The organism is Paenibacillus sp. RUD330 (genome assembly GCF_002243345.2).
Taxonomy (GTDB): Bacteria; Bacillota; Bacilli; order Paenibacillales; family Paenibacillaceae; genus Paenibacillus_O.
Genome location: NZ_CP022655.2, coordinates 4686839 through 4704506, shown reverse-complemented (window position 1 = coordinate 4704506; position 17668 = coordinate 4686839). Strand labels below are relative to the sequence as shown.

15 protein-coding genes are annotated in these 17668 nt (G+C 59.2%); 11 read left to right on the top strand and 4 right to left on the bottom strand.

The window, feature by feature from the left end; genetic code table 11:
* The first annotated feature begins 36 nt into the window (after positions 1 to 36).
* The 3 genes from CIC07_RS21555 to CIC07_RS21545 all read left to right on the top strand — a co-directional run bounded on the left by CIC07_RS21555 (position 37) and on the right by CIC07_RS21545 (position 3448).
* Positions 37 to 873 (top strand): response regulator transcription factor, encoded by an 837-nt coding sequence (locus CIC07_RS21555; RefSeq protein ID WP_076359184.1) that lies wholly within the window; start codon positions 37 to 39, stop codon positions 871 to 873.
* Positions 870 to 2294 (top strand): sensor histidine kinase, encoded by a 1425-nt coding sequence (locus tag CIC07_RS21550; RefSeq protein WP_076359185.1) that lies wholly within the window; start codon positions 870 to 872, stop codon positions 2292 to 2294. The genes CIC07_RS21555 and CIC07_RS21550 overlap by 4 nt, the downstream gene beginning before the upstream one ends.
* A gap of 332 nt (positions 2295 to 2626) precedes the next feature.
* Positions 2627 to 3448 (top strand): alpha/beta hydrolase family protein, encoded by an 822-nt coding sequence (locus CIC07_RS21545; protein ID WP_076359186.1) that lies wholly within the window; start codon positions 2627 to 2629, stop codon positions 3446 to 3448.
* Positions 3449 to 3485: 37 nt separating this feature from the next.
* On the opposite strand, the gene CIC07_RS21540 is transcribed toward CIC07_RS21545, so the two are convergent.
* Genes CIC07_RS21540 through CIC07_RS21530 form a run of 3 tightly spaced genes read right to left on the bottom strand, consistent with a single transcriptional unit; the run spans position 3486 to position 7422 of the window.
* A complete protein-coding gene (locus CIC07_RS21540; RefSeq protein ID WP_076359187.1) occupies positions 3486 to 4655 on the bottom strand; it encodes a Ger(x)C family spore germination protein in 1170 nt (389 codons plus the stop codon).
* On the bottom strand, positions 4652 to 6304 hold the full coding sequence (locus CIC07_RS21535) for a spore germination protein (protein WP_157741962.1): 1653 nt from the start codon (positions 6302 to 6304) through the stop codon (positions 4652 to 4654). The genes CIC07_RS21540 and CIC07_RS21535 overlap by 4 nt, the downstream gene beginning before the upstream one ends.
* Positions 6301 to 7422, bottom strand: coding sequence for a GerAB/ArcD/ProY family transporter (locus CIC07_RS21530; RefSeq protein WP_157741961.1), 1122 nt, complete (start codon positions 7420 to 7422; stop codon positions 6301 to 6303). Before CIC07_RS21530 ends, CIC07_RS21535 begins: the two co-directional genes overlap by 4 nt.
* 183 nt (positions 7423 to 7605) lie before the next feature.
* Here CIC07_RS21530 and CIC07_RS21525 point away from each other — a divergent pair, with 183 nt between their 5' ends.
* The 3 genes from CIC07_RS21525 (at position 7606) to CIC07_RS21515 (ending at position 10649) form a co-directional block, all read left to right on the top strand.
* Positions 7606 to 8721 (top strand): DUF3048 domain-containing protein, encoded by a 1116-nt coding sequence (locus tag CIC07_RS21525; protein WP_327205411.1) that lies wholly within the window; start codon positions 7606 to 7608, stop codon positions 8719 to 8721.
* Positions 8722 to 9012: 291 nt separating this feature from the next.
* Entirely contained in the window at positions 9013 to 9621 is a 609-nt protein-coding gene (locus CIC07_RS21520) for a DUF47 domain-containing protein (RefSeq protein WP_076359189.1), read from the top strand.
* Positions 9622 to 9647: 26 nt separating this feature from the next.
* A complete protein-coding gene (locus tag CIC07_RS21515) occupies positions 9648 to 10649 on the top strand; it encodes an inorganic phosphate transporter (RefSeq protein ID WP_076359190.1) in 1002 nt (333 codons plus the stop codon).
* A gap of 101 nt (positions 10650 to 10750) precedes the next feature.
* Here CIC07_RS21515 and CIC07_RS21510 read toward each other — a convergent pair whose 3' ends face one another.
* Positions 10751 to 11338, bottom strand: coding sequence for a hypothetical protein (locus CIC07_RS21510; protein ID WP_076359191.1), 588 nt, complete (start codon positions 11336 to 11338; stop codon positions 10751 to 10753).
* A gap of 571 nt (positions 11339 to 11909) precedes the next feature.
* On the opposite strand from CIC07_RS21510, the gene CIC07_RS21505 reads away from it, so the two are divergent.
* From CIC07_RS21505 to CIC07_RS21485, 5 genes are all read left to right on the top strand, one after another.
* Positions 11910 to 12200, top strand: coding sequence for a YerC/YecD family TrpR-related protein (locus tag CIC07_RS21505; protein WP_021881922.1), 291 nt, complete (start codon positions 11910 to 11912; stop codon positions 12198 to 12200).
* 53 nt (positions 12201 to 12253) lie between these two features.
* A complete protein-coding gene (locus CIC07_RS21500; protein ID WP_234993072.1) occupies positions 12254 to 13087 on the top strand; it encodes a sirohydrochlorin chelatase in 834 nt (277 codons plus the stop codon).
* A gap of 3 nt (positions 13088 to 13090) precedes the next feature.
* Positions 13091 to 14008, top strand: a complete 918-nt coding sequence (locus CIC07_RS21495) for a diacylglycerol kinase (protein WP_076359193.1) — start codon at positions 13091 to 13093, stop codon at positions 14006 to 14008.
* 717 nt (positions 14009 to 14725) lie between these two features.
* On the top strand, positions 14726 to 16240 hold the full coding sequence (gene rlmD / locus CIC07_RS21490; RefSeq protein ID WP_094248248.1) for a 23S rRNA (uracil(1939)-C(5))-methyltransferase RlmD: 1515 nt from the start codon (positions 14726 to 14728) through the stop codon (positions 16238 to 16240).
* 774 nt (positions 16241 to 17014) lie between these two features.
* Entirely contained in the window at positions 17015 to 17620 is a 606-nt protein-coding gene (locus tag CIC07_RS21485; RefSeq protein ID WP_157741960.1) for a hypothetical protein, read from the top strand.
* The last annotated feature ends 48 nt before the right edge of the window (positions 17621 to 17668 follow it).

The window sequence follows — 17668 nt, the reverse complement described above, 5'->3', positions numbered from 1 at the left end:
GGTTCCCATTTCAAGCGGAAAGGAGGAGAGGGAAGCTTGAGAATCTTGCTGGTGGAAGATGAAGAGGCGATCCGCGGCTTCGTCCGCATCAACCTGAAGCGCAGCGGCATGGAGATGCTGGAGGCCGGCAGCGGCGAAGAGGCTCTGGAGCTGGTGCTGTCGCAAGGAGCGGTCGATATCGCGCTGCTTGACGTCATGCTGCCCGGCATGAGCGGCTTCGACGTCTGCGCCTCGCTGAGGGAAGCCTATCCGGCGATGGGCATCATCATGCTGACGGCCAAGGCGCAGGAAGAGGACAAGATCCGCGGCCTCGAGCTCGGCGCGGACGACTATATCCACAAGCCGTTCAGCCCCGGCGAGCTCATGGCGAGAATCCATTCGCTCTCCCGCCGGCTGCGCCTGTCCGCTCCCGCGGCGGGCAGCCACGTGCCGGCATCCGGAGATGCCGACGCCTCCTTGCGGCCGGCTGGCCAAGCCGCGGCGGGCCCGGTTGCCGGCGGCGCCCAGGAATCGGCCTCTCTCTCCCGGGGGCAGGCGGCCGCGTCCTTCGAGCCCGAAGCGGCCGACATGCTCGCCGCCGGTCCGTTCCGCTTGTCGGAGCGGCTCCACAAGCTGTGGAAGGACGGAAGCGAGATCGTGCTTACGCCGACCGAATGGACGCTCGTCAAGCTGCTCATGGAGAGATGCGGCCAGAGCGTATCGCGGGACGAGATTCTCAGCGAGGTGTGGGGACGTTATTACGTCGGGGATCTGAAGGTCGTCGACGTCAACATCCGCCGCATCCGGCAGAAAATCGAGAGCAATCCTTCCGAGCCGGCGATCATCGAGACGGTATGGGGCTACGGCTACCGCTGGAAGCGGGGCGAAGCATGAAAAGCCTCCGGACCCAGATGGTGCTCAGCTATTTCCTGCTCATCTTCCTCGTCGTGCTCGTGCTCGGCGGCATGTTCATGACCCTTATCTGGAACTATTACTACGGCAGCGCCTCCAGCGCGATGAAGCAGCGCGTGGAGTCCTCGATGACGCTGCACGCCCGTTCCATGCAGTGGATGACGCCGAACGAGCGGGCGGATTACATGCTTCAGAACATGACCGAGGGCTACCCCCGCATTCAGATGCTGCAGGCCGACGGACGCATGTTCATGGATTCGGACGGCATCTCCGACAACCGGACGATCCGCACGCCCGATGTCGTGCACGCGGCGGCGGGAGATACGACGGCCTGGTACGGCAAGGACGACGCGACCGGAGAGCGGATCGCCGCAGCCTCCTCGCCGCTCTACCGGGACGGCCGGATCATAGCGATCATCCGTTATTCCGCCTCGCTGAAGGAAGTCGACGCGATGGTCGCGCGTCTGTTCCAGATGACCGCATTGACAGCCGCCGCCATCGTCGCTCTTTTCCTGCTGCTCAGCGTCCTGATGGCCAACCTGATCGTGCGGCCGCTCCGGGAGCTTACCCGCAGAGCCCGCCGCATGGCGGATGGCGACTGGTCGCTCGGCATCTCCGGCAGCGGCAAGCGCAATGAGATCGGCCAGCTGTCGGACACGCTCCATACGCTCGCTGTCGAGCTCAACAAGCGGGAGAAGCTGAAGAACGACTTCATTTCCTCCGTATCCCACGAGCTCCGGACGCCGCTCACCTCGATCAAGGGCTGGAGCGAGACGCTCGCCGATCCCCATACGGATAGGGAAGAGCTGCGCGAAGGGCTGTCCATCATCTCCCGCGAGACGGAGCGGCTGACGGGGCTGGTCGAGGATCTGCTCGATTTCTCCAAGCTGAGCTCCAAGAGCATGGATCTCCATGAAGAAGAGCTCGACCTCAATCTGCCTGTGCGCGAATGCGTCCAGCAGCTTGCGGTGCGGCAGGAGGAGACCGGCGTGCGCCTGATCAGCCTGCTGGAGCCGCAGCCGCTGTATGTAGCCGGCGATCCGAACCGGCTGCGCCAGGTGATGATCAACCTGATCGACAACGCCTTCAAATTCACCCCTCACGGCGGAACGATCCGCGTCATGTCCTCCCGCGAAGGCGACGAGGCGGTGCTGCGCGTCGAGGATACCGGGGTCGGCATCGAGCCGGAGGACCTGCCGCATGTGACCGACAAGTTCTACAAGGCCGGCTCATCCCGCTCGGGAAGCGGTCTGGGGCTGGCCATCTGCCAGGAAATCGCCGAGCTGCACGGCGGACGGCTGCTGCTACGGAGCGAGCCGGGATCCGGCACCTCCGCCGAGCTCATCCTGCCTCTGCTGCCGGCCCGCGCCGGAGCCGAGAGGCAGGAGGCTCATTCCTTGTAGAAGAGCGACTTGCGGTTGACGAATACGAATCCGAGCGCCACGAGCAGCGCTGCGGCCAGGAATGCAGCCAGCCAGTGGCGCCCGATCCAATCGATGAGCTGTTCCATGTGGACTTCTCTCCTGTCTCTTGATCATGTCTGTACGCCATATAGGGTTGCACCGGCCAAGCCGTTCCATTCGGAGCGGCTTTTTTGCCGCGTTCCGGCCGCCAGCCTCGTTCCATTGACAGACGGCGGAGGGAGATGCTAAGCTGATCTCAGATAATACTCACTAATTCGGTCGGAATTATGAGGATGAATGAATCGGACCCTGATAGAGAGGATGGAGCGCATATGGAAAAACAGCTGACTTTGCATCATGGCGGACTGGAACTGACAGCTACCTTGCATTACCCTGCCGGAGGAGGAGCGGAGCGGGAGGAGCGCAAGCCCGCCGTCCTGATCTGCCACGGCTTCGTCGGCAGCCGGATCGGCGTGGACCGGCTGTTCGTCAAGACGGCCCGCCGGCTTGCGGCGCAGGGCTCCTATGTGCTGCGCTTCGACTACGGCGGCTGCGGGGAGAGCGGCGGCAGCTACGGCTCGCTCGGCTTCGATTCCATGGTGGAGCAGACCCGGACCGCGCTTGATTACATCCTCTCGATGGACTGCGTCGATCCGCAGCGGATCACCCTGCTGGGCCACAGTCTCGGCGGAGCGGTCGCCCTGTATACGGCGGTCAAGGACAAAAGGGTGACGAGACTGGTCATGTGGTCCTCCGTCGGCTATCCGTTCAACGACATCGTCCGCATCGTCGGACGCGGAGGCTACGACGAAGCCGTGCTCAAGGGCTCCACGGATTATGCGGGCTACACGCTCGAGCCGGTGTTCTTCGACTCGCTGCAGCAGCATCAGCCGTTCCAGGCGGCGTCCCGCTTCGGCGGCGACGTGCTGCTCGTGCACGGCACGAGCGACGATGTCATCCCGGCCGACTACAGCTTCCTGTACCAGAAGGTTTTCTGGACCCGGGGCGACGGGCTGTGCGACAAGGAGATCATTTTCCAGGCGGACCACACCTATTCGACCCGCGCCCATCAGGAGGAAGCGATCCGGCTGACAGCCGACTGGCTGGAGAAGCTGGAGGGCCGCCGGCAGGAGTGGCAGCACTGGAGCATCTGAGAGGATGGCGGAGCCGCGGCACTGAAGCATCCGAGCCTCACAGCGGCTTGTATTTCCCCGACGTCTGCAAATCCACGGCAACTTCCACATCGAAGGAATCTTTCCTCAGCATATACTCCTTGCCATCCCGGGTCAGCTGCTTCCAGCGTCCGGGATGTTTGCGGTACATGATCTCCTCCAGGCCGAAAGGATCGGCTTCGATCGCCAGCGCGTTCCGATAGACCGCTTCGATCTGCCGCTTGATCTGTCCGGCAGCGAACTCCTCCATCTCCTTCATCGCAATCGGCTCCATCATCGTCTGCTGGATGCCCTTGATGCTGACGCGGGCGTGATACCGGGGGCGGCCCTGGGCATCGAGCTTCAGGCCGATCTTGACCTTGGGAGCTTGCATATGGGCGGTGCCGAGGTCGAGCGCCCCTTTTTTCACCATGAACAGCTTGTTCTTCATGTTGGGGTTCATCCAGGTCCAGCCCTCCAGCTGCTCCTCGGTCAGCATCCCGGCGAATTTTCCTCCGCGATAGAAGCAAGCCCCGTCGACTTTCATCTTTGAGCTCGGCTTCTCCATCAGCTTCCAGCTCTTCTTGTCCAAAGACAGCTCCGGCACGTAAGCGGTAAGAGCCGGATGGTTCACCTCCCGCAGGAACCGGAACAGATATACAGGTTGGATCAGGGATTGCTGCTTGTAGCTCTCCTCCGGCATATGCAGCAGCGTTGTCGTGTCGGACAGGTTGAAGAAGCCCTTGGCCGTGAATATATCCTCCAGCGATTCCTGCGTGCCGTAGATCCAGATGTTGAACCGCACCTCGGGGTGAGCTCCTAGAACCTCGCGGTAATCATAGCTGGTCATATGCTCCTTGGCTTTCCGGGACAGCAGCAGAGCCGATACATGGGTGAAGCTCATCCGCATCTGGGACGACTCGTACATTTGGCTGAAGGCCATGTTGATGTCCTTCGCCTTGCCTTTGCCGGTCCAGATCGGAGTCGCGTTCTCCGATCCCGGCGCGCTCTCCCGCTTGGCTTCGTTGCTGAAGTCCAGCATCTGGACATAGACGGTGTAGTCCTTGCTCTCCTCGTCGTAGTCGATGCCGACGGCTTTGACGAACATCAGGTTGGCGGAGATCTCGCTCTTGAAGCAGCCCGCAGTCAGCGCAAGCAGAAGCAGCGCAGGAGCAAGGCGGATGGCCGGGGACAGGCTGGAGAGCTTCATTTGAACGGGTCCTGGACGTCGAGATAGCCCGGCCGCTCGGGCTTGCGCCGGAACGGGAGGATAAACAGCCCCGTCAGCAGATCCTTCGGACGCATCGGCGACAGCGGAGCCAGGAACGGAACGCCGAACGACTCCAGGCGCGCGAGGTAAACGGCGACACTGATCACCGCCAGCATGAAGCCGAAGATGCCGAGCATGGCGGAACAGACGAAGCAGTAGAAGCGGATCAGCGTCACAGCCCCGGAAAGGCTCTGGTTGACCAGCGTGGAGCCTGCGACGAATGTCATGGCGGCGATGACGATCATGACGGGGGAGACGAGGCCGGAGCGGACGGCGGCATCCCCGATGATCAGGCCGCCGACGACGGTCAGCGTCTGGCCGATCGCGCCGGGCAGGCGGGCGCCGGCTTCGCGGAATATTTCGATCAGCAGCAGGGCGAGGATCATCTCCTGCTCCACGTTGAGCGGCAGGCCGCGCCTGGCGTTCAGGATCGTCGCAAGCAGGCTGAACGGAATCTGATCCACATGGAACAGCGCCAAGGCCACATACAACCCCGGCAGGAAAGCGGAGATGAACAGGCAGACATAGCGCAGCAGCCGGGTGAAATTGACGTACATGTAATTGGATTGGACATCCTCGGCCGCCTTCATCAGGAGGAACAGATTGGCGGGAGCGACGATGACCGTCGGATTGCCCTCGAGCATGATGACGACCCGCCCGTTCATGAGGCATTCCACCGCGAAGTCCGGCCTCCCGGTGTACGTGGACAGCGGCACGAGAGTCCAGGATTTCCCGACGAGCAGGTCCTGCAGCTGGCGCACCGAGCCGACGTCGTCGACCTTCAGCTGCAGCAGCCTGCTCCGGATGCCGTCGGAGAGAGCCGGGTTGGCGATGGAGCTCTCGTACAGGATGGCGACCTTGGTGCGGGACCGGTCGCCGATCCAGAGATGCTCGCATTTCAGAGCCGGGGAGCGGAGGCGGAAGCGGATGAGCGCAGTATTGACCTCGATCTGCTCGACGAAGCCGTCCTTGGGACCGCGGACCGACACCTCCGTCGCCGCCTCGGAAGGCGTGCGTCCCGGGATGCTGCCCGCAAGCGCGGACCAGGCCTGCCGGGAGACGGGATCGAGGAGAATGGCTTCCGCCTGGAAAATGAGGCTGTTCAGCAGCGCCTGCCAGCCGATCCCCGAATCGCCGGAGCTGCCCGGATGCTCAAGCGGCTTCCAGCCGTCCGGCATGTCTTCCTGCCGGTCTCCTGCCGCGGCCTGCAGGCGTTGCGGCAAGCCGGCCCGGGCTTGCGGAAGGATGCGGTTCTGCAGCCGCACATCCGCCATCGAGCTGCAGTAGAGAAGCAGCAGCTGGGGGCCACCCGAGCCGGTATCGGCAGCCACGCTGCTTTTGGAGCCGGCTATTGATTCCGAGCGGCTTGCCGTGTCGGTCTCCATAACCGAGCTCGGGAGAGGAGCGGTCCTTTCCGGCTCGGCATCGTTCTTGGCCACAGAAGAAGCCCCGACGCTCGCTGCGGCGAGATCGCCTTGCGGCTGCGGTTGCGGATGGGGAAACCGCAGAACGGCCACATCATCATTGCCGGCATACCATTTCGAGAGAGCTTCATAGCTCGGGAAGGCTTCCTGCACCTTTGCGTTCATGATTCGGCAGCCTCCGTTTCCTTGTTTCCTTTTTTCCCGCTGCCTGTCCATCCCAGCACGGCGGCGAGGAACGAGACCATGAGCACGCCTCCGGCGAGGAAGAACGGATATTGGACGTAGGTCATGTACCGGATGACGGCCGTGTCCGGAATCGGCCACACCGCGATGGCCAGCACGGCAGCCGAGATGGCCGCCATCGCCCAGCTCCGGCCTTGGAGGGATTTGAAGCCGAGAAGCCGGACCATGAGATAGAATTCAAGGGAAATGCGGGCGAAGCCGCTGGAAATCCGCTGTACGATGGCGAACAGATCGATATGCTCGATGGTTCTGCCCAGCGAGACGACGCGCCATACCTCCAGCACCGGATTGCGCAGACGGACGGCCTCTATGGGCCCGAATACGGTGATGGCCGAGATGATCGGAATGAGAGAGAGCCAGGCCAGGAAGAGGGCGCTGAAGGCGAAGTGATGCCACCGGAACGTTCCCTTGACTTCCTGCTGCATCCAGATCAGCGTCCAGATCTCCATCATGGAGACGAGCGCAAGACCGGCGCCGGTCAGCATAGGAGCGTAGCCGTGCTGGAGAACGGGAAACAGCTGGCGGTAATCCTGGTTCGGCCGGTTGAGCATGAGCAGCAGCGCGTCCAGCACGATCGCGATCGGGATGAGAATGACGCTCGTGAGTCCGATGGCGCGCAGGCCGCTCATAGCCGAGAAGGCGCAGAGCAAGACCATCGAGCCGGCGATCAGAAGGAGCGGCATGTTCGCCATGTAGCTGCGGACAGCGATATGGCCGGTCTCCCACATCGTCGTGGACGCCTGCAGGAACAGCGCCAGAACGGCCAGGAGCCGGAATGCCCAGGAGAAGAAGGAGCCGAGCGTCTGCTGGAGCCACGATTCCAGAGAGCGGCCGTCGAGGCGCTTCACGACATACCAGGCGCCTGTCGCCCAGAGTAGCCCGGCGGGAACCGCCGCGAGCACGGATACCCAGGCGTCGTTCCGCGCCAGGCTGAGGATATAAGGCGGAACGATGATGTTGGCGACAGCCCCGCTGCTCAGCAGGGCGAGAGAGAGGCTGGTCCAGATGCCGATGGTTCGAATATGCGAGCCGGGATTCATGAGTCGCACCGCTTTCCTGTCCGAATTGACATCCCCTTCCGGGATGGAAATCATGATGGCAATTGGTAGTATGATCCACTTTTTCCTCCTCTATCCGAAGTCCGGCGGGAGACAAGCGGCGGCAAGTATGCTTAAATGGACATAACTGCCAACCTATGGATATTGGAGGAGGAACATCTGGATATGCACATGGAACTGCGGAGCCCCGGCTTGCTGCCCCGTCCCAGGCGCTTCAAGACGGCGGCAGCGCTGCTGCTGGCCGCCGGCTTGCTGCTCGGCGGATGCGGCTCTCCCGCCTCGGTGCAGCCGACGGCGGCGCCGACATCGGCGCCCGCCCCGGAGAGCCCGTCGCCGGAGCCGAGCCCTTCCGCTCCGCCGGAGCAGGCCGGACCGGCCGCGCCGCTGACGGGGCTGCCGCTGGCGGACGGAGCCGCCCTGACGGAAAGGCCGTATACGGTCATGGTCAACAACTTCTCCGCGGCTCGCCCCCAGAGCGGGCTGACCCATGCGGACATGCTGTGGGAGGTGCTCGCCGAAGGCGGAATCACAAGGCTGATCGCCGTCTTCCAGAGCGACGCCGGGTACAACGGAGCCGTCGGCCCCGTCCGCAGCATCCGGCCCTATCTGATCGAGATCGGAGAGTCTTTCCACGGCGTCCTCACGCATGCGGGCGCGAGCACGGACGCCTACGATATCCTGCAGCATCAGGGCAAGCCGTATCTCGACGAGATATCCAATGCGGGCGGCTACTACTGGCGGGACAAGACGCGCAAGGCGCCGCATAACCTGTACACCGATCTGGAGAAGATCACGAAGATCGCCGAGCGCAAGGGCTATCTGAAGTCGGCGGGAGGGCCTTCCTATACCTTCTCCTCGAGCCCTGCGGTGGATGCCGCCTCTCCTGCGGCCACCTCCGTGGAGCTGAAGTTCCAGCTGCAGAATTACAAGGTTGCCTATGAGTACGATGCCGGCTCGGCAACGTACAAGCGCTTCATCGACGGCAAGCCGCATGAGGACCGGGAGACCAAGGAGCAGCTCTCCGCCGCCAATCTGGTCGTCATCGGGGCCAAGCACCGGGCGTACGACGATTATGGACGGCTGGAGGTCGGCCTGAAGGATGGAGGGCCGGCGCTGCTCATCCAGCGCGGGCAGGTCATGGAGGCGCAGTGGAAGCGGGGCTCGGACGGCTCGTTCCGCCTCGTGAAGGACGGGCGGGAGCTGAGCTTCGTGCCGGGCAAGACGTTCTGGCATGTCATGCCGCTCGATCCTTCGCTTGAGGGGCATGTCACGTACAGCTGAATTCATTCGAGCCTAGAAGCCGGGAGGGCAGCAGCTCCCGCATACATGGACGCCGGAGCGGATAACCCGCCCGGCGTTTTTCGTTCTTCCTTTTTCGGCATAGGAGCGGAAGAAAGGGGAAGACTGGGAACAGCGAAAAAGGTCGAACGTTGTCGAAAAAACGACAATTTCGTGTCCGGCGGTCCGTTTTCGTTTACAAATTCTTTACAAGATGCGGAGCAACTGTGATAAGATTAGTTCGGCCCAAAATGGGCAAGCAGCATCATTTTCCTGAAAGCAAAGGGGACGAACATGGCCAAGAAGAATATTTTCTTCAAGACGCTGGAAGAGATGGCGGACACAATTGTCGAATGCGTGGAGTATTTCGCCCGCGGTGTCGAGGATCTGACGAATGTCGGCGAGTTTGCCAAGGTGATGAAAGATTACGAGAGCCAGTGCGACCGCTATACACATACGATCATTATGGAGCTCAACAAGACGTTCATTACGCCGATCGAGCGCGAGGACATCATGGCGCTGACGACGGCTCTCGACGATGTCGTGGACGAGATCGAGGCCTGCTCCTCCCGCTTCGAGATGTATCAGGTTACCGACCATGACGAATACATCCGCCTGTTCGCAGACAATCTGGTCCGCAACTCGCATCAAGTCAAGAAAGCGATCTACCTGCTGTCCCAGAAAAAGCTGCTTGCCATCCGCGAGCCGAATATCGCCATCAACGAGCTGGAGAACCAGGCCGACGATCTGCTGCGCGTCTGCATCAAGGCGCTCTTCACGAACGTCAAGGACCCGATCGAGCTCATCAAGCGCAAGGAACTGTATGAAATGCTGGAGCAGACGACCGACTACTTCGAGGACGTCGCCAACACGCTTGAAACCATCATCATGCGTAACAGCTAAATAGGATAGGGGACTAACCGCAGCCCATGGATACTACATTTGTCGTCATGATAGCGGTGGTGTTTCTGGCGTTGGCATTCGATTTCATCAACGGATTCCACGACACGGCCAACGCCATCGCCACCTCGGTCTCGACCCGGGCGCTCAAGCCGCGCGTAGCCATCATCATGGCCGCCGTCATGAACTTTGTCGGCGCGCTCAGCTTCACCGGCGTCGCCAAGACGATCGGCGGCAGCGTCGCCGACCCGGCCACGCTCGCCCACGGCGAGCAGATCGTCATCGCGGCGCTGCTCGGCGCCATCATCTGGAACCTGGTCACCTGGTGGTTCGGCATCCCGTCGTCCTCCTCCCACGCGCTGATCGGCGGCCTTGCCGGCGCAGTCATCGCGGCGGACGGCTTCGGAGCCATCAACGCAGGCGGCTTCACGAACATCATCAAGGGCCTGATCTTCTCTCCGTTCATCGCCTTTGCGATCGGCTTCACGCTCATGTGGATTCTGAAGCTGATCTTCGCCAACGGCAACCCTCATCAGCTCAACAAGGGCTTCCGCACCGGCCAGATCATCACGGCTGCATTCCAGTCGTATACGCACGGCACCAACGACGCGCAGAAGGCGATGGGCATCATCACCTTCGCGCTCGTGGCCGCAGGCATCCAGGACCATCTGGAGGTTCCGCTGTGGGTCAAGCTGTCCGCAGCGACGGCGATGGCGCTCGGCACGTCGGTCGGCGGCTGGAAGATCATCAAGACGATGGGCACCAAAATCTTCAAGATCGAGCCAATCAACGGCTTCGCGGCCGATCTCGGCTCTGCCGCCGTCATCTTCACCGCGACGCTGATCCACTTCCCGGTCAGCACGACGCATGTCATCACATCGTCCCTGCTCGGCGTCGGCAGCGCGAAGCGCTTCGCCAACGTCAAGTGGAGCATGGCGGGACGCATCGTCATCTCGTGGATCATCACGATTCCGATCGCGATGGGCCTGTCCGCCCTGATGTACAAGATCATCGAGTGGATCTTCCTGTAGGCGCATTGGACGGCTCCTCTTCATCCTGCAAGGCAAGCAGCCCGTCCGGACCGCTTCAAGCGGCCGGGCGGGCTGTCTTTTGCGCCTCAACAAGGCTGACGTTATTCATCAAACTTCTGTCTGCGTCCTTTCCGGCGCCTGCGGCTGCGGCTGCGCGGGCCTTTGGCGTAACCGCCTTTGCCTTTGCGGGAACCGGCCGGCCGGCGTTTCTTGTTCTTTCTTCTTTTTTTCGAAGGTTTCCAGTCGTCGTCCTCGAGATTCACCAGCTTGGATTTGTCCGAGCCCTTCTTGCCGAACGATCCCATCATGACCTTCACCAGCGGAGCCATCTGCTGGACGCTGCCGATGATTTTCTGGGCTTTGGTCATCGTGCCGAGAATGCCGTCAAGACCGCCGATCCGGTCTACGAAGCCTTTGAGATCCGACAGCTTGTCGAGCGAGAACAGGCTGCCCTTCTTCTCGGCTGCGGGAGCGGCCGCTTCCAGCGTGGCCAGCGGTCCGATCGACGTAGCGGGACCCGACGGCATCGCGGAAGGGAACGAAGACGGCATCGGAGCGAAGAGCGACTGCTGGGGCATATGCTGAAAAGGGAACGAATCGCCGAGGCCTGGGAAAATGCCTCCCTGAGAAGGCGGTCCGGAAGCAGGTGTGTTGCGCTGGCCGGATGGAGGGTAATAATTCGGGTTCACTTGCAATCACATCCTTGGTATGAGGCGGATTTACTCCGCTTTTGTTACAGTGTATGGAATAGGCGGGCGGAAGGTATGGACGATAGCCCGGTTTTTGCCGAAAAACCCATGGGGGGACGCCAGCGGGAAATTCCCATGGGAAAGGAGAGCTTCCGGTCCTGCGGCATGGAGATGGTCAGGAACAAAACGGGGATTCATTGGCTGGTGCGAGCAGGTTGCGTTGGGACCGCATCTCCAGACTCCTTGGAGGATACTCTTTCGCCTTCTCCCGATGAGAGCGGCGGCCAGCCGGAAGCATCGGCAGAATGCCGCGCGGCGACGCCGATATGGATGGCGTGAAAGCAGCCGTTAGGCAGCGTTTAGGCAGCATGAGACCGGGCTTGCCGAGGGAGAGCTCCGCCGCGGAATAAGAGCTGTTTCGGCGATTTATTACGATAGCGTTTTCATTTTTCTATTGTCCTCTAAAGCGTGAACACGGTGACTGGTTGTTTTCTTCGCCGTATCCCTTTAGAATGAAAGGTAGCGACACTAGCCAGAAAGTCAGCGATACTCTTACCGAGGTGAAGGATTAATGCAGCTAAAGAAGCTGAACGATAAAGCAATCGACCAATTATTCGAAGCGGTGCTCACGCTCAAGAGCGTGGAAGAATGTTATGTGTTTTTTGACGACCTGTGCACGGTCAACGAGGTCCAGTCCCTCTCTCAGCGTCTGGAAGTCGCGCGCATGCTGGGCAAGGGAAGCACCTATAACCAGATCGAAGCCGAGACGGGAGCGAGCACGGCGACGATCTCGCGCGTCAAGCGCTGCCTGAACTACGGCAATGACGGGTACAAGATGACCCTCGACCGCCTGAACCGCTAATGAGCTCCGCAGGCCATCCTGTTCCGCTCGGCAACCCGGATGGGGAGCGGTCCTTGCAAGCATCGGCGACGCCATCATCCTCTTTTCCTTCCCCGATTGTCCGTCCCGGCATTCTTGTCATCAGCCACGGCTCCCGCGACGGGGGCTGGGTGGCGCTCGTGGACGAAGCCGTCGAGGCGGCAGCGATACGACTTCAGCAACCGGCCGGCCCTGTGCCGGTCGTTTCGTCGTTCCTGGAGCTCGTGGACGGGCGTCTGATCCAGGACGGGGTCGACGAGCTGCTGGGACGCGGAGTGACGGATATGCTCGTGCTGCCGCTGTTCGTCTCGTCGGGAGCGACGCATGTCGACGACATCATGCAGGCGTTCGGCCAGCCTCCTGCGGGGAAGCGGGCAGGAGAGCTCGGGATGTTTCGTGTCGGCGGCGCCCGCATCCATCCCGGCCGGCCGATCGACGACGAGCCGGAGATCGCGGAGCTGCTGCTCGCGAATATCCGGGAGCTCTCCCGCGATCCGGCGAGCGAGGCGCTGCTGCTGATCGGCCACGGCTCGCGCGAGCCTGTGTTCCACGGCCGCTGGCGCGAAGGGATGACCCGGATGGCGGAGCGGATCCGGGCTGCGGGCGGCTTCGCCCGCGCGGAGACGGCGATGCTGCTGCCGGATCAGGCGGCATGCAAGCTGTCGGCGATGCGGCGCAAGCGGCCTCGGGAGCGCGTCATCGTCGTTCCGCTTTTTCTTAGCCAAGGATATTTCACAACCTCGGTGATTCCCGGACGCCTGAGTGAGTTAGAATATGAATATAATGGTCGGGGGATGCTCCCGGATGAAGCGGTCGTCCGCTGGATGCGGCGGCAGATGCTGCAGTGGCTGGAACAAGCAGGAGGATGAAGCATGAGCAAGACGTACAAGAGAGCCCGTCTGATCTACAATCCGACTTCCGGGCGCGAAGAGATGAAGAAAAGGCTTGGCGATATCCTCACCATGCTGGAGCGCGGGGGCATCGAGACGAGCACCCATGCCACAGCCGGGGAGGGCGACGCCTCCATCGCGGCGGCCGATGCGGCTGACCGCGGCTTCGACATGATCATCGCCGCCGGCGGAGACGGCACGCTCTACGAGGTCATCAACGGCCTCGGCGAGAAGGAGAACCGCCCGCCGCTCGGCATTCTGCCGGTCGGCACGACCAACGACTTCGCCCGGGCGCTCGGCATTCCGCGCAACCTGGAATATGCGTGCGAGCTCATCACACGCCAATATACCCGTCCCATCGACGTCGGCCGCGCGGGCAAGAAGTACTTCATCAATATCGCCGGCGGCGGCTCCATGACGGAGCTGACCTACGAGGTGCCGAGCAAGCTCAAGACGCTGATCGGGCAGCTCGCCTATTACATGAAGGGTCTGGAGAAGATGACGCGCCTGCGCGCCACCGAGGTATCCATCCAGGCGGAGGGAATTCCGGACATCCATGAGGAGATCATGCTTTTCCTCATCTGCAACAGCAACTCCGTCGGCGGCTTCGAGAAGCTGGCCCCCGATGCGAGGCTGGACGACGGCCTGTTCGAGGTCGTCGTGCTCAAGAAATGCAACCTGGCGGAGTTCATCCGCATCGTCACGCTCGCCCTGCGCGGCGAGCATTTCAACGACCCGCATCTGATTCACTTCAAGACGCCGCGCATGCAGATCACTACGCCGGACTACGTCCAGCTCAATCTCGACGGCGAGTACGGCGGCACGCTGCCCTGCATGTTCACGATGCTTCCTTCGCATTTGAATATCTTTGTGGACCAGGATGGGAAGGCTAGCTACTAGCAATTGGAGAAGCTCTTGAAGAGCAGCCTCCGAAGCCGGAAGGTCGTTCCGATCGCTGTTGAAGGCCGGATTTCTTGATTTGATTACCCCCTTGATGGGGGAAACCCGGCCTTCAAAGGCGAACGCTTACGCTTCTTCACGACCATTCCGGCCTCTCCGGCTAGAAGGATTAAGTGCTTATCCATGGCTGCATGCTACGCTTCCTGCACCATTGAGTAGGTTGCATATAGGTGGCTGAAGCCCGCCACATGGAAGCCTGTGACATGTAGGAAATGAACTTATATGGAGGAACTGGCCTCACCTTCCGCCCTTAGCCCACTTCTTTGAAAGTGTCAACCTCACTTTCTGTACCTGTTAATATGCTCGTTGAATGGTATATTTGCACATCGGTGGCCGATGTCAACACATGTCAATGAAAAGAGCGCCAGACATCATGATGTCTGGCGCTCTTTGTCTTCCTGCTGCTTTGCTTTCAGGAGGCTCAGGATTAGGATCACCGCTTCGGCTCGCCAGTAGACCGACCATCGAGAACGCTCTATGGTCGCATCCCTCTGAAAAGGGCTTGGAGACTTCTGCCACGGAGCGAAAGAGGCGGAAATATGGTATTCTTGACAGACGGACAAGGCCGCGAGCGGAACCGTTCGTTCCGCGACATAAGAGGCATCAAGCCTCTTATCGGAGCTTTTAGACTACGAAGAGAACGGATGAAACGAAGAGATGAAACCAGCTTTGCCAGTCGGCAAAAACGATACGGTCACGCTCGACATCATCGGGCTGACGCATGAAGGCGAAGGGGTAGGCCGAGTCGACGGCTTTACTCTATTCGTCCAGGGAGCGCTGCCGGGCGAGAAAGTCACCGCCAAGGTGCTCAAGACCAAGAAGACCTATGGATATGCCAAGCAGCTGGAGCTGCTCCAGGCAAGCCCGGACCGGGTCGAGGCTCCGTGCCCGATCTACAAGCAGTGCGGCGGCTGCCAGCTGCAGCATATGAGCTACGAAGGACAGCTGGCCTGGAAAAGGCAGCATGTCATCGACAGCCTGGAGCGCATCGGCAAGCTGACCGTGACCGGCAGCTCGCGGGCGGTTGAAGGCCGCGAGACCGCTGAGTCCGGCGCTGCTGCGGTCTCCGAAGAGCATGGCTCGCGCGCAGGCGTGGTCGTCCATTCGACGATCGGGATGGACGAGCCATGGCGCTACCGCAACAAGGCGCAGGTCCCCATCGGCATGGCGATGGCGGACCTGGACGGAGGCGCGGCCGGCAGCCTGATCGGCGGCTTCTACGCCCGCGGCTCGCACCGCATCGTCGACATGGACTCGTGCTTGATTCAGCACGAGAACAATGACTCTGCGGTGCGGCAGGTCAAAGCCATCGGCAACCGCGTCGGCATCTCCGCGTACGACGAAGCCACAGGGCGCGGTATCCTCCGCCATGTCGTCGTCCGGACTGGATTCGTCACCGGCGAGATGATGGTCGTCCTCGTCACGAACGGACCGCGCATTCCGCGCCTTGAGGACTGGATCCAGGGTATTCGCGAAGCACTGCCCGCAGTGACGAGCATCGTGCAGAACATCAACAAGCGGCAGACCAACGTCATCTTCGGCGACGAGACGCGCACCCTCTGGGGCAGCGATGTCATTTACGACGAGCTCGACGGAATCCGCTTCGCCATCTCTGCACGTTCGTTCTACCAGGTCAATCCGGCGCAGACGCTCCGGCTCTACCAGTCCGCCGTCGATTATGCCGGCTTGACCGGCAGCGAGAATGTCATCGACGCCTATTGCGGCATCGGGACGATCTCGCTGTTCCTGGCCCGCCGCGCGGGACATGTGTATGGGGTTGAGATTGTTCCGGAAGCGATCGAGGATGCCAAGCGGAACGCTTCATTGAATGGAATTGAAAATGCATCGTTTGAAGCGGGAGCTGCCGAGGTCGTCATTCCACGCTGGCGCTCGGAAGGCATCAAGCCGGACGTCATCGTCGTCGATCCGCCTCGTAAAGGCTGCGACGAGCAGCTGCTGGATACGATTCTGGAGATGAAGCCGGAGCGGGTTGTATATGTGTCGTGTAACCCAGCGACCTTGGCGAGGGATCTGCAGGTGTTGGAGGCCGGAGGGTATAGGACGGTTGAGGTACAACCGGTGGATATGTTCCCGCATACGGTGCATGTGGAGTCGGTGGCGCTGTTAGTACAAAAGGATGTGAATATCTCAAAAAGTCATCTCAGAGCCTAAAAAGTCATCTCAAAGCCTAAATAGTCGTCTCACGAGCCGAGCGAAACGCAGGTATCCACTCCTGTTTTCCTCGGCTTCTTTTGTAAATCAGGGAAGCGGGTTTAGGGAGAAGGGGAGAACTCAAACTCCTCGAATCCCTTGTTCTATCAAGCTTTTCCTCAATATCTTCTCCAATTTTTACTCCGATTTCTTTTCCTCTGATCCCTGTTTTATCCCTGCTCTACCCTGCCTTTCCCCCTGCTCTTAATTCGACTTTATTTACTTTTTTATCACAGTTTTTCTCCGATTTGCCCCCGATATTACTCCGATTTATAGGACGACTTTATTTGCTCGTGTTGAAACAGGGGAGTTAGGGTGAGAGGCGTTAAAGCCAAGTGGCGCAAGGATTTGTGGCGATTTGGTGGGGGATGGTGGCGCAACACGACTTTTTGAGTAGTTCACATAGTAGGGATAATAATAGGTTTTGCTATTTTGATTGAGTTGTTTGTATTGGGAAAAGGGGACAGGGAGGACATGTGTTTTTACAATTGCATTAAGAAGAACTTGAATTAAGCGTGAAAAGGGATCGTCTCAATTGTCAGAGACCCCATTCGGTTTCTGAGGATAAAATAAGGTGAAAACGTATCTTTTTAATGGATCGAATATAGATCAATTATAGAACTAATATAAAATGATATTTGTAAATATCGTATTTGATTTATTGTGTACTTTTGTGATAACATTTTCCTACAAGGAGTTATTATCCAAGCCCAAATATAGTGAGGTGAATAGTTCATGCATTCTGATTTTGAATTGAAAGTTTTATCACTGATTGGTTCTATGAAAAATGAGATTGATATATTAAAAGAGGAGGTAGCACTTTTGAAGAATCAGTTACAACATACTCAACCAGATTTGGCTTCAGAAGTTGATAAATTGTCCATTAATGATGTGCGTGATTATATTAAGAGTCAGTTGTTCAAACTGAATCCACAATTGCAGTTTACAAATGGAAGTCGTTCACTAGGGAAACTAACGATTTCAAACGGAGAAAATACCATAGATAGAATATTGATTCGAACATCAAAGTCATTTCGAGAAAAAGAAGGATATGCATCAGGGTGGTTTACCTTTAATGAAAGTCTTTTGAATAAGTATGATATTTACTTTTTCGTGGTAAAGGACTTTGACAAAGAGCTACATGTTCTTGTTTTGAATAAAACCGAAATTCAAGAGTGGATAAGACATAAAACAACCGATTCGAACGGTAATTATCATTTTTATGTCAATCATATTCATGGAAAATGGATTGATGATCGAGAAGGAGTTTATGATTGCAGTAGATTTTACAACAACTGGGGTGTCGTAGAGCAGTTACTAATTTCGAAAGAATGTGACTAGTTTGTTTTTAGATGGATTGATAGTTGAAATATATCTTCCGCAGACGTT